The organism is Nitrospirota bacterium (assembly GCA_016214385.1).
In the GTDB taxonomy this organism is placed as follows: domain Bacteria; phylum Nitrospirota; class Thermodesulfovibrionia; order UBA6902; family JACROP01; genus JACROP01.
The window spans coordinates 1-12,079 of record JACROP010000108.1; the positions used below are offsets into that span (position 1 = coordinate 1).

The following is a 12,079-nucleotide window of genomic DNA, read 5'->3' on the forward strand; positions in this document are numbered from 1 at the left end:
GACTTGATGTAGTCTTTACAATGAGACCCTTCGCAGGGCTCAGGGTTTCGGCACCCATATCTTACCTTTATCAATGATATGTATTATCTCCCATCCCTTTTTATGCATTGCCCTCGCAATATATCGCCTGTGACACTTCCATGGAAATCGCTCGGCGCATATTACTGCTGAGACCTTTGTTGTGGCAATCGTCTCTAAGAGGATTGTTCCTTTTGCAAAATCTTCTGTGAGTGTATATGCCTGATAGCCGCCCTTTCTGAATCCTCCCAATTCTTTGCCTAAATGATAATACTCCAGGCCATTATTTTTGAGGAGACTCTCAAGATTTTCTTTCCGGAAATATTCGAGTTTGCTCACCGGAAAACTCCTTACATCAATGACAGCCTCTATCCCATAGGAATTAAGTATTTCAATGAAATCCTCTTCAGAACGGCGGCTCGTGCCGAGGGTGTAAAGTCTTCTTGCCTCCATCAGACTGAGATAATAGCATAATAACAGGTGAGAAATGAGGTAATTATGAAAAACACCCTTGACATCAGCCAGGAGCGAAGGGCTTGAAAATCCTTATGCAAAGAACCACCCTGCCACCTCCTTTCCGCAGGAATTGCATCTGTCTGATTTCAAGTTTGTTTTCACCACATCGAATCCCTTCCTGTTTATAACAGCACCGCTACAGTTAGGGCAGTATGTATCTCCGCCAGGATGTCCCGGTATGTTCGTCACATATACATATCTAAGCCCTTCGTCCAGAGCAATATTTCTTGCGTCCTCCAGCGATGTTATCGGTGTCTCTTTAAGGTTCTTCATCTTATATGCAGGATAAAACCTTGTAAAATGAAGAGGTGTGTCAGCTCCAAGGTTCTTCCTTATCCATACCGACATATCCCTTATCTCTGCCGGGTTATCATTAATTGTAGGTATAATGAGGTTCGCCACCTCAAGCCATTTGCCCTCGCCTTTTATGGTCTCCATCGCCTTGAGCACAGGTGTCATATCGGCATCACAGACCTTCCGGTAGAAGTCGTTGCTGAACCCCTTGAGGGTAACTGTAAAGGCGTCAACATTTTCTGCAGTCTCTTGCAAGGCTTTTTTATTTATATATGCCGATGTCGCAACAGCAATCTTTAAACCCTTTGATTTTGCCCTTTCAGCAGTTGCTATAAGATATTCGAGATATGCTATTGGTTCCGTAAATGTAAAAAGTATTCCCTTCAGTGTTTTTCTTTTAACGGTAGAAACGGCTTCCCTGCTATTGAGCATATAGTTCTTTGTCTCTTCAGGTCGATACTGGGATGCTTTGAAGTTCTGGCAGTACGAACATCTCAGGTTGCATCCTGATATACCGATCGCAAGAAATTCGCTTCCGATGGCATAGTGGTAAAGAGGCGCTGATTCTATTTTTGCTATCTCAATAACGCTCGGGTTGTTCCATGCCTTGGTTACAAGTCTTCCATTAATGTTTGTCCTTGTCCGGCAGAAACAGGTCTGACCATCTTCAAGTAGACAGTTCTTCGGGCATATATCACACTGCACTTTATCACCCTCAATACGTCTATACCACTGAACCTCTTTATAACCCGAAGATGCTATAGATATATCAGGTTTTATCAAATCCCAGACATATGATGCGGTTCCAAGACAGATGCCGAATTTCACCGCACCCTCCAGGAATTCCCTCCTCGTTGTCTTTTCCGTGATTAGCATCTTATCACCCTCCCTTTTTAAATAAGGTTATGGGTTCGGAGTATTTGCTTTTTCTCCTAACTACGAACTGATTACTCCGAACTTCTTTACTTATATCTGAGAGCACAGGTCCTGCCCTTGCTGTCTTCATCGATATCTGAAAGGCCCATATTCCCTGTCGAACCCTGACCTTTTGATGCCTCAAGCCTTTTTTCAAGGATAGTAATAGCCTTCTCGTCAAGCAAGAATCTTCCAACAGGCCCAATGCCCTTTCTTGATCTTTCCAAGTAAAATCTCTTTTTAAGCTCAGCTCTTTCCTTTTTAGGATTTATCTGCAGAGCCAACTCTCTTTTATTAAGGGCAAACTCCTCATCAGACATCTTTCGGGCCTTATAAAGGGTCTCTAAAAGGACTGCAATCTTTGCATCTTTTTCTGATTCCGCCATTCCACCTATATGTGATTCCAACCTTTTAATGTATTCATCCGCAATTCTGTATTTTGCAGTTGCATATCTCTTTTCCGGTATTGACCGTATTCGCTCAAGAAGCCTTTCTGCAGGAGACGAATCAAAGGCCTGCCCTGCCCGCACAGGATTGTTAAGGTCCTTTGGAGGGATCAGGCAGGGCCTGAAGCTCTGGACTATCTCTATCTGCCCTGGTGTGAGGACAGACCTTGTCTTTCCCTCGATCTCCCTTAATTGTCTCAATGTTTCTTCTTTCTTTTCTTTCACCCTGCGGTTTAACTCCGCTGCCTGCCTTTCAACCTCCTGTGTTGGTCTTGTATTTTTATCGTAGAGACTATCTCTGAGTTCAGCGAAGGCAGCATTAAGCCGTCCCTTCATTAGGTCGTATTCCCTCTCTGTAGAATCCCTGATAGCCTTCGCCTCCTTTACATATTTCAGGATCTCTTCAGACTGAGAGTCGGTGAGGTTCAGCCCGTTGATGAGGTTTAAAAGGGTAATCTCTCTCCTGAGTTCCTCAATCTTATCCCTCTCTTTAGCGAATGAATAGGTTGTGTATGAGAAGGTTACGGCCAGTAAAAGAATTAATATCTTTTTCATAGAAATACCTCTTTATCTTTCAGGAATCGACGGCCTCTCTGGTGGCAGCGCTCTCTCGGGCCTGTCCTCTCTAAATCTTTCAGCCCTTCTCTGCTTTGCCTCTGCAATGATTTTTCTAATCTCCTTATGGAATTTTTGCTGGAAGATTATAAACCTTGCCTGCTGTTCAATCGTGAGGATCTTTTTAAGCTCCACCTTCTCTTCGTCGTTAATGCCCTGAAGGGCCTTACGATTCTGCTCAAGCCTATCGAGGATATTCTTCAGATTCCCTTCACGCTTCTCCTTCAGGGCCTCCCTCAATTGTTTCATGTCATCTCTCATGGCGTTTTTTATCTCAACCCTCTTTTTGTCGTACTTATTGAGTAGAGGGAAGAGCTGGGCTGAGGTCTTCTCATCGAGGTCGATGGCCTGAGTCAGCCGCCACATCTTCAATGTCGCGATCCTCCTCCTCACCTTCTCCATCTGTTCCTTAGACGGTGGCTTTTCAATGTCCTCCGGTGGTTCAGCCATACCATTTAGAGAAAAACCGAAGACCAAAAAGAGTAACAACAAAATCTTAAAGATATGCCTTCCCATATTAACCTCCTTTATTCTGTTGTTTTCCCAATACCTCATAGAGGCTCTCCATCTCCTTTGAGCTCAAAGAAGCAAATTCACTGTAGTAGGAATATTCCATGAAATTCTCCTGATCCAGATATAACCCATCATCTGTTAGCCGCTCTGTAATCAGGAGGATATCTTTTTCGGTTATGTCACTATAATCTAAAACGGATGCTGTAAGGGGGTCTTTGAGAAATGGGTCTAATTCCGGAATTTCCTTCTTCTTGGAGTATGCAAATATCAGGAAAACCAGAACTATAATGGTTACCGCAACTGGCAGTGGTTTAAATAATAACGACTTTATCGAAAGGGGCACCCCAAAAAGCCTTTCGGTACGAATCTTCGATTTGCCCTTCTGGGAATCCTTGTAAAGATTAGCCTCTTCTTTCTCAACAGCCCTTCTCACCCTCTGAGGGAGAGTCTTCCAGAAAAGGTCTCCTGGATCAGGCACATCAACTTTGACAAGCTCGGTGATAAGAAAAAACTCACCGCTGCACTCCTCACAACACTTTAAATGGGCTTCGATATCCTCCCTCACCTCTTCAGGGAGAGCGCCTTTAAGATATTCAGGGAACATCTCCTTTATCCTGTCATGACTTGATCTCATAACCCTTCTCCTTTACAAACCTCCCTTAATCTCTTCACTCCATTGTGGTAATGTGCCTTTACAGCCCCCTCGGAGCATCCCATGACCCTGGCTGTCTCACTACAGCTAAGGCCATCATATACCCTGAGAACTATTGCAAGTCTCTGCCTTTCTGGCAGTTCTTCTATGCCTTTTTTGATACGATTCCTCTTTTCCTTCTCTATAATTGCTGATAGGGCCCCTGTCTGTCCTGAATCAAGTTCAGGGTCCATAATTGACTCTTCAAGCTCTACCTCTTCATGTCTTTTTTGCGTGATGTGATTGAGGCCTGTGTTCATAGCTATCTGATATAGCCAGGTCTTGAATGAGGCCTCCCTCCTGAAACCATTGATGCCCTTTATAGCTTTCAGAAATGTCTTCTGAGTCAAATCCTTTGCCCCTTCCATATCGTTTGTCATCCTGTAAAGAAAGGCATAAATATGTCTCTGATATTTCATCACAAGCTCCTCTATGGCCTCAGCGTCTCCAGCGAGATATTTCTCAATAAGATTTATATCTTCTTCCATCTGTTTTTCTGCTTATTTAGACAGGTAAAAGAGAAAAAGGTTTAAAGATCTGAAATGTTTTTTATCTCAACGATTTTTTGTTTTGACTTCATGCCTGACAAAATTGTAATATGAGATTTTGGAACACCAAAATATTCGGAGAGTAATTTTATTAATGCCCTGTTTGCTTTATTTTCTATAGGTTGTTCTTTAACATAAGCTACATAGCCATTGGCAGTTCTCTCTATCTTTTCATGGCATGATCTTGGTTTCACTGTGATTGAAAGTTTCATAATTTACCCTGAACTTGGATATATTTTGAAGCTCCCCGCAGTCCCGAAGTATCGGGACGGGGAATCTTCGAAATGTACGGAATATTTCTTTTTCATATTCGCTCGCTAACCCCACCCCTTGGGGAGGGGTAGCGCTCGCTTTGCATTTTCATGGCTTCCAACTCCTTCCGTAAGATTAGTTGCATGGGGAGCAGAAAAGGTTTACATGCAGAATCTATATTATTGACAAAGTCTTCTCTCAGTAAATATAATTTCTAAAATTCCAAGAATTCAATCCAGAGGAGGATGTTTTAATGGCTGAAGAAATTACAAATGTGACGGCAGATACCTGGGATAAGGAGGTTACGCAGCAGAAGGGGCTTATAATGGTAGACTTCTGGGCTACATGGTGCGGTCCATGCAGGATGGTTGCCCCTGTTGTTGAGGAACTGGCAAAGGAATACGCCGGAAGGGCTAAGTTTGTAAAAGTTAATACTGATGAGAGTCCTGACCTTGCCGGGCGGTATAGAGTGATGGGGATACCAACCCTTATGTTTTTCAAAGACGGCAAGCAGGTGGATCAGATAGTTGGAGCTGTGCCCAAAGGGCAGCTTAAGACAAAACTCGATTCATTGCTCTCCTGATGCTTTTCGACGTAATAATCATTGGTGGAGGCCCTGCCGGCCTCACTGCAGGGCTTTACACATCAAGGGCAAAACTTAAAAGTCTCTTAATTGAAAAGGCAATGCCCGGAGGCCAGGTCATGACGACTGACTGGGTTGAAAACTATCCCGGTTTTGATGGGGGGATTTCAGGGTCTGACCTTTCCCTGAAAATGGAAAAGCAGGCAAAAAACTTTGGCCTTGAGACGGTTCATGGTGCAGTATCAGGCATAGCCTTACAAGGGAAAATAAAAAGGGCGACTTTAGATGACGGCACCTTATTTGAAGCAAAGGCCCTGATTATTGCAACTGGCGCTAACCCAAAGCCATTGAATATCGATGGAGAAGAGAAATACCGCGGAAAGGGGGTCTCATACTGTGCCACCTGTGATGGAGCTTTTTTCAAGGGTAAGAAGATTGCTGTGATAGGCGGCGGCGATGCAGCAGTTGAAGAGGCGATTTTCCTGACCAGGTTTGCCTCAGAGGTCTATATAGTACACAGGAGAGATAAACTCAGGGCTACAAAGATAATCCAGGAAAGGGCTATGGCAAATCAGAAGATTAAATTTATCTGGAACTCGGTAGTGGAGAAAATAGAAGGCGATGATACAGTTGACTCAATAAGCCTGAAGGATGTGAAAACAGGGCAGAAGACAAAACTTTATGTCCAGGGCGTTTTTATCTATGTTGGTTATAATCCGAACACAGAATTCTTAAAGGGACTTATAAACATGGACAGGGATGGATATATTATTACCGATGACAGGATGACAACTTCTGTCCCCGGAGTCTTTGCTGCAGGCGATGTGCGGGCTAAACTCTTAAAGCAGATAGCAACTGCTGTTGGAGATGGAGCGACCGCTGCAGTAGCCGCTGAAAAGTATATAGAGGAGAGTTTTTAGAGGGGAAATGAGAAAGAAAGGCATTATTTTTATTTTAATTGTGCTTGGCCTGTTTACTGGCTGTTCTATGGAGAAGGGCAAAGGTGTTGGAGATATTGCCCCTGATTTTACGCTGAAGTCCATAGATGGGCATGATATAAGCCTTTCTGAATACAGGGGGAAGGTTGTTCTCATAGACTTCTGGGCAACATGGTGTCCTCCATGTGAAGATTCTGTCCCGGCACTTAACAACATTTATAAAAAGCACAAGGATAATGGCTTTATCATTCTCGGGCTTTCTTTAGACAATAAACCCTCTGTTGTGAAGACATTCAAAGGCCGATATAAGATAGATTATCCATTGCTTATGGCTGGGAAGGCTACTGCAAAACTTTATGGAGTAAGTGGCATACCTTCGATGTTCATTTTAGACAGGGATGGAAAAATTGCTGATCGCATTGACGGCGTTTCGCGGTCATTGGAAACAGAATTAGAAGGGAAAATCAAGGAACTTTTATAGAAATGGAGTAATGGAGTGATGGAGTAAAATGTTTGGGGCTCTTTCAGAAAGATTAGAAGGGATATTTAAAAAACTCAGGGGCCGGGGCCTGCTCAAAGAAGAGGATGTTGTTTCAGCCCTCAAGGAAGTCAGGATGGCCTTGCTTGAGGCAGATGTCAACTTCAGGGTTGTCAAAGACTTTATTGAGAAGGTAAAGGCGAGGGCTGTCGGAAAAGAGGTATTGGATAGCCTGACTCCAGGACAGCAGGTTGTAAAAATAGTTTATGACGAGCTATGCAGCCTCATGGGAGGTAGCCATAGCAGGATTCACCTTGCTTCAGAGCCACCAACTGTTATTATGCTCGTTGGCCTTCATGGCTCTGGCAAAACCACAACTGCTGCAAAACTCGCAAAGGGTTTTAAAAAAGACGGAAGGATGCCAGTTCTTGTTGCTGCTGATACTGCAAGGCCTGCGGCTATAGAGCAGCTTGTTACCCTCGGTGCACAGATAGGTATCCCGGTTTACGCTTCAAAAAGCGGAGATAACCCTGTAAGGGTTTGTGCTGATGCCCTTCAAAAGGCCAGGTTAGAAGGAAGAGATGTGGTAATCCTCGATACAGCCGGACGATTACATATAGATGAACCTCTGATGAAAGAGCTTGATCAGATAAAAGAAAAGGTAATGCCAAAGGAATTACTTTTAGTAGCTGATGCAATGACAGGGCAGGATGCTGTGAATATTGCAAATGCCTTTAATGAAAGGCTTTCAATTGACGGTGTTATTCTTACGAAGATGGATGGTGATGCGAGGGGTGGCGCTGCCCTTTCCATTGTCTCAGTTACAGGTAAACCTATAAAGTTCCTGGGTGTTGGTGAAAAATTAGACCTCCTTGAACCCTTTCATCCTGACAGGATGGCCAGTAGAATCCTCGGCATGGGAGATGTCCTCAGCCTTATTGAAAAGGCCCAGGAGGCTATTGATATGGAAGAGGCCCTGAAACTGCAGAAGAAACTGAAAGAGGACAGTTTTACTTTTGATGACCTCAAGAATCAAATCAAACAGATGAAGAAAATGGGCTCACTTGAGAGCATACTCGGCATGATTCCAGGCATTGGCAAGCATATCAAAGGACTGAAAGTTGATGATAAGGAGTTTATTAAAATCGAGGCGATTATAAACTCTATGACCAGGCAGGAAAGGGAAAATTATGCTATAATTGACGGCAGCAGGAGGAGGCGAATTGCCTCTGGAAGCGGCACGTCGGTGCCTGATGTAAACAGGCTTCTTAAACAGTATCTTGAAATGAGGAAGATGCTAAAGATGTTTAAGGAAGGTAAGGGGTTCAGACTCCCACAATTCAGGATTTAATTAAGGATTCGCGATCGAGGTTCAGAGGAGGTGATTTTTTTGGTCAAGATAAGGTTGACAAGAATTGGAACAAATAAAAGGCCTTTTTACAGGGTAATTGCAGCTGATTCGAGGGCAAGGAGGGACGGCCCTTTTCTTGAGATTCTCGGCACCTATGACCCTCTGAAAGATCCTTCAGAGGTCAAGATTAATACAGAGAAGGCTAAAATCTGGCTTGAGCGTGGCGCACAACCGACTTCTATTGCCAGGAAACTCTTAAAAAGGGCGGGCCTGTAAAATAGCCCGAATTCTTATGGAGGTGGAGATGAAAGATCTGATTGAGATGATGGCTAAGGCTCTGGTAGATAAGCCAGAGGAAGTCTCTGTGAACGAAGTGGATGGAGAAAGGACTTCTGTTTATGAGCTGAGGGTTTCCTCAAGTGACCTTGGAAAGGTAATAGGCAAACAGGGCAAGACAGCAAGGGCCATGAGAACCATTATAGGTGCTGCTGGCACCAAAATTGGCAAGCGCTGCGTCCTTGAAATATTAGAATAGTATTTGGAGGACATTGTTGTAATCGGCAAAGTCCTCAAAGAATGGGGGACCTGTGGAGAGATAAAAGTCCTTCCCCTTTCTGATAACCCTGAAAGATTTAAGAAACTCGACAGGGTTTATATAGTTTCGCCAGATGGTAAGAGAGAACTAAGGGGAGTAACTGTGTTGAGACAGCAGAAAGGGTTGGTTCTCCTTAGTCTTGCTGGGTGCAATTCCCCTGAAAAGGCAGCAGCCCTGAGAGGATACTTTTTAGCAGTTCCTAAGAATGAATTACCACTGCTACCCGAGGGAAAGTATTACACTTTTCAGATAAAAGGTCTGAGGGTAGTTACTGATGAGGGCAGGCCCCTCGGCATTGTTGAGGACATATTGTCAACTGGAAGCAATGATGTCTTTGTAGTGAAGGGGGAAAAAGAATATCTCATTCCTTTTTTAAAGGATGTGGTGAAAAAAATAGATCTGGCAGAAAAGCTGATTATAATTCACCCTATGGCTGGTCTTTTAGAATGAAATGAAGTGTGATGTCCTGACCCTCTTTCCAGATATTATAGAGGCATATCTCGGAGAGAGCATTTTAAAGAGGGCAAGGCAGAAAGACATCCTTGATATCAGGATTCATAATATAAGGGATTTTGCCCAGGACAGGCATAAGACTGTAGATGACTACCCCTTCGGGGGTGGGGCTGGTATGGTGCTTAAACCCGAGCCTGTATTCAGGGCAGTGGATTTTATTAAGTCCAATGGGGAGCCGATACGGGTTGTCCTCCTCAGTCCGCAGGGAAGGCCTTTTGACCAGAGGATGGCTGAGGAATTCTCAAAAGAAAAGAGGAGGATTGTTTTTATATGCGGCCGCTATGAGGGGATTGACGAAAGGGTAAAGATTGCCCTTGTAGATGATGAAGTCTCAATAGGCGACTATGTAATTACTGGCGGTGAGCTGGCAGCCCTTGTTATAATTGATGCCTCTGTCAGGTTAATCCCTGGAGCGCTTGGAGACGAAAGGTCGGCAGAGGAAGAATCTTTTTCGTGGGGACTGCTGGATTATCCGCACTATACAAGGCCCAGAGAGTTTCATGGTCTTAAAGTGCCAGAGGTGCTTGTTTCAGGGAACCATAAAGAGATATGGCTCTGGAGGAGGAGAGAGGCATTGAAAAAGACAATGCGGATACGGCCTGACCTCTTTGAGAAGATTCAACTTACAGATGAGGATAAAAAACTGATTTCAGAGATAGAGGAGGAGTAATAAGATGAATGCTATAAAAACCCTGGAGGAGGGCTTCAAAAAGGAAATCCCTGCTTTCAGGATAGGGGACACTGTCAGGGTAGATCTGAAGGTTATCGAAGGTGATAAGGAGAGGCTACAGGCGTATGAAGGTGTTGTCATTGCCAGGAGCGGAAGCAATACCCGTGAGACATTCACTGTAAGGAAGGTATCTTACGGTATTGGTGTTGAGAGGATTTTCCCTCTCCATTCCCCAATGATAGAAAGGATTGAGGTTGTTAAGCAGGGAGATGTAAGGAGGGCAAAACTTTATTATCTGCGCGGCAAGAAGGGCAAGGCAGCGAGGATAAAAGAGAAAGAATATTATCAGCAGTAATCGGTTTTATTTATCATACCCTTGGGCCAAAAAAAAGGCATAAATTCAATATTCTCATACGATGAAGAAATACGCAAAAATTATCCCCTTATAGCCGGTCTTGATGAGGCAGGAAGAGGCCCGCTTGCCGGGCCTGTTGTTGCTGCTGCTGTAATACTTCCAGGGAAACTCGCCATTGATGGTCTCAGGGATTCAAAAAAAGTTTTAGAGGATGAGCGTGAGAGGCTTTTCTGGGATATTCTGTGCGGAAGCCTTGATATAGGTGTCGGCATTGTAGAGTCAGATATCATAGACGGTACAAATATCCTCAGGGCCACAAAGCTTGCTATGGAAATGGCAATAAAAGAGTTAAATAGAAAGCCAGATATACTTTTGATAGATGCTGTAAGGCTCCAGGATGTCTCCATCCCGCAGAAATCTATCATTAAGGGCGAGAGCGTGAGCGCCTCAATTGCAGCCGCATCAATAATTGCAAAGGTTGTCAGGGATAGCCTGATGAGGGCCTATCATGAGAAATACCCGCTTTACAATTTTATGGAGCACAAAGGATATTCAACGAGACAACACATTGAGTGCCTGCGTCTTCATGGCCCATGCCCCATACATCGAAAGAGCTTCAGAAAGGTGATGGATATGGGATTGCCTTTTAAGGAATAAAATTATTTCCTCAAAATATAGGTCTAATAGGTCATATAAGACCTGTACAGGTTTTATTACATTTTTTAGTCCTACTTTCCTATATCTCGCCAAATGGTATTGGGGCAAAGGTGAGGATGAAGACTGCAAGTGCCAGATAGCCGATAAGCCTTCTCTTTCTATCGAGTGGTATTTCGGGATGGACGACAGGTGGGTGTTCGAGGCCGAGAATAAACATCAAAAGAGCCCACATCAGCCAGCCCGGCCAGAATATAAGACCGAGAAGAAACAGCAGGGGTATCATACTGATAGAGACCCATCTGTGCCTTTCTCCAAAAAGGGCGTATGCAATATGACCGCCGTCAAGCTGGCCTATTGGAAAGAGATTCAGGGATGTGATAAGGAGGCCAACCCAGCCTGCAAAGGCAACTGGATGAAGGCTGACAGGAAAGGACCCAGGGCCGAGGATTAATTTGACCAGGAAATAAAAAATAAACGAAGGGCCAAGGACAAATTCTCCTTTGCTTAATTCTTCGCCTGCTGGTTCTGAGAAGTTCAGGCCCACAATTACAGCAATTATTGAAATAAGGAATCCTGACAGTGGGCCTGATGCGCCGATATCAATCAACGAGCGCCTGTCCATGACAGGAGGCTTCATTTTTATAATAGCTCCAAAGGTGCCGATAATATTTGGGGCAGGTATAAAATAGGGCAGGGTGGCAGGTATTGCGTGCCTTTTTGATGTGAAGTAATGGGCAAGCTCATGGGCAAGTAAAATAATCAGTAGAGATAAAGCGAATGGAATTCCAGATAATATCTTCTGTGGTTCTTTGATTACAGACAGGAGTGCCTTTAGTGGTTCTGCGAGTCCATTCGGCTCGTTCTGGACAGCGCCTGCAAGGAGGGTTGTGGCAATTGTGGCAATAAATAATAGGACATGTAGAGGCGTTAGTTTATTAGCGGTCAATTATTTCTCCAAAGTGTCGATAGGGAAGGCTGTCTCAGAATTTTTATAATCGACAGATTATTTATATCTTGTTTTATCCTTTTTAATTTCAAAGTTTTTACCAATTCCATAATGTTCTTTTTATTTAAGGTGTCGTATAAAAATTCTTCACCAGCCTTCCCTATCCTTTTTATTAGTTTTACTAC

Annotated in this window: 18 protein-coding genes; 10 read left to right on the forward strand and 8 right to left on the reverse strand. The window is 43.8% G+C overall.

The annotated features are described in order from the left end of the window. Nucleotides 1-39 precede the first annotated feature (39 nt). From HZC12_06730 to HZC12_06760, 7 genes are all read right to left on the reverse strand, one after another. Nucleotides 40-471 carry a DUF488 domain-containing protein gene (locus tag HZC12_06730; protein ID MBI5026406.1) on the reverse strand — a complete coding sequence of 144 codons (432 nt, stop codon included), beginning with the start codon at nucleotides 469-471 and terminating at the stop codon, nucleotides 40-42. Nucleotides 472-564: 93 nt separating this feature from the next. Further along, a complete protein-coding gene (gene amrS / locus HZC12_06735) occupies nucleotides 565-1,704 on the reverse strand; it encodes an AmmeMemoRadiSam system radical SAM enzyme (protein MBI5026407.1) in 1,140 nt (379 codons plus the stop codon). Between the two features lie 86 nt (nucleotides 1,705-1,790). After that, a complete protein-coding gene (locus HZC12_06740; GenBank protein ID MBI5026408.1) occupies nucleotides 1,791-2,744 on the reverse strand; it encodes a hypothetical protein in 954 nt (317 codons plus the stop codon). A 12-nt stretch (nucleotides 2,745-2,756) separates the two neighbouring features. Continuing rightward, nucleotides 2,757-3,320, reverse strand: a complete 564-nt coding sequence (locus HZC12_06745; protein MBI5026409.1) for a hypothetical protein — start codon at nucleotides 3,318-3,320, stop codon at nucleotides 2,757-2,759. A gap of 1 nt (nucleotide 3,321) precedes the next feature. Then, a complete protein-coding gene (locus HZC12_06750; GenBank protein ID MBI5026410.1) occupies nucleotides 3,322-3,951 on the reverse strand; it encodes a zf-HC2 domain-containing protein in 630 nt (209 codons plus the stop codon). Continuing rightward, entirely contained in the window at nucleotides 3,948-4,496 is a 549-nt protein-coding gene (locus HZC12_06755) for a sigma-70 family RNA polymerase sigma factor (protein MBI5026411.1), read from the reverse strand. The genes HZC12_06750 and HZC12_06755 overlap by 4 nt, the downstream gene beginning before the upstream one ends. Nucleotides 4,497-4,537: 41 nt before the next feature. After that, nucleotides 4,538-4,768, reverse strand: a complete 231-nt coding sequence (locus HZC12_06760) for a DUF167 domain-containing protein (GenBank protein MBI5026412.1) — start codon at nucleotides 4,766-4,768, stop codon at nucleotides 4,538-4,540. 293 nt (nucleotides 4,769-5,061) lie between these two features. Here HZC12_06760 and trxA point away from each other — a divergent pair, with 293 nt between their 5' ends. Genes trxA through HZC12_06810 form a run of 10 tightly spaced genes read left to right on the forward strand, consistent with a single transcriptional unit; the run spans nucleotide 5,062 to nucleotide 10,948 of the window. Beyond that, nucleotides 5,062-5,391, forward strand: coding sequence for a thioredoxin (gene trxA, locus HZC12_06765; protein ID MBI5026413.1), 330 nt, complete (start codon nucleotides 5,062-5,064; stop codon nucleotides 5,389-5,391). Continuing rightward, entirely contained in the window at nucleotides 5,388-6,311 is a 924-nt protein-coding gene (gene trxB / locus HZC12_06770) for a thioredoxin-disulfide reductase (GenBank protein ID MBI5026414.1), read from the forward strand. Before trxA ends, trxB begins: the two co-directional genes overlap by 4 nt. 7 nt (nucleotides 6,312-6,318) lie before the next feature. Then, nucleotides 6,319-6,810 (forward strand): TlpA family protein disulfide reductase, encoded by a 492-nt coding sequence (locus tag HZC12_06775; protein ID MBI5026415.1) that lies wholly within the window; start codon nucleotides 6,319-6,321, stop codon nucleotides 6,808-6,810. A gap of 28 nt (nucleotides 6,811-6,838) precedes the next feature. Continuing rightward, entirely contained in the window at nucleotides 6,839-8,158 is a 1,320-nt protein-coding gene (ffh, locus tag HZC12_06780; protein ID MBI5026416.1) for a signal recognition particle protein, read from the forward strand. 39 nt (nucleotides 8,159-8,197) lie between these two features. Beyond that, nucleotides 8,198-8,434 carry a 30S ribosomal protein S16 gene (gene rpsP / locus HZC12_06785; GenBank protein ID MBI5026417.1) on the forward strand — a complete coding sequence of 79 codons (237 nt, stop codon included), beginning with the start codon at nucleotides 8,198-8,200 and terminating at the stop codon, nucleotides 8,432-8,434. Nucleotides 8,435-8,462: 28 nt separating this feature from the next. Then, the gene (locus HZC12_06790; GenBank protein ID MBI5026418.1) at nucleotides 8,463-8,693 is read left to right on the forward strand and encodes a KH domain-containing protein; all 231 of its coding nucleotides are present in this window, start codon (nucleotides 8,463-8,465) and stop codon (nucleotides 8,691-8,693) included. A gap of 3 nt (nucleotides 8,694-8,696) precedes the next feature. Then, a complete protein-coding gene (gene rimM, locus HZC12_06795; GenBank protein MBI5026419.1) occupies nucleotides 8,697-9,203 on the forward strand; it encodes a 16S rRNA processing protein RimM in 507 nt (168 codons plus the stop codon). A gap of 1 nt (nucleotide 9,204) precedes the next feature. Next, nucleotides 9,205-9,936 (forward strand): tRNA (guanosine(37)-N1)-methyltransferase TrmD, encoded by a 732-nt coding sequence (gene trmD / locus HZC12_06800; GenBank protein MBI5026420.1) that lies wholly within the window; start codon nucleotides 9,205-9,207, stop codon nucleotides 9,934-9,936. Nucleotides 9,937-9,940: 4 nt separating this feature from the next. Then, the gene (rplS, locus tag HZC12_06805) at nucleotides 9,941-10,291 is read left to right on the forward strand and encodes a 50S ribosomal protein L19 (GenBank protein MBI5026421.1); all 351 of its coding nucleotides are present in this window, start codon (nucleotides 9,941-9,943) and stop codon (nucleotides 10,289-10,291) included. Nucleotides 10,292-10,303: 12 nt separating this feature from the next. Then, nucleotides 10,304-10,948: a ribonuclease HII gene (locus HZC12_06810; protein ID MBI5026422.1), complete on the forward strand. Its 645-nt coding sequence runs from the start codon at nucleotides 10,304-10,306 to the stop codon at nucleotides 10,946-10,948. 79 nt (nucleotides 10,949-11,027) lie between these two features. On the opposite strand, the gene HZC12_06815 is transcribed toward HZC12_06810, so the two are convergent. Continuing rightward, a complete protein-coding gene (locus HZC12_06815; GenBank protein ID MBI5026423.1) occupies nucleotides 11,028-11,894 on the reverse strand; it encodes a site-2 protease family protein in 867 nt (288 codons plus the stop codon). Between the last annotated feature and the right edge of the window lie 185 nt (nucleotides 11,895-12,079).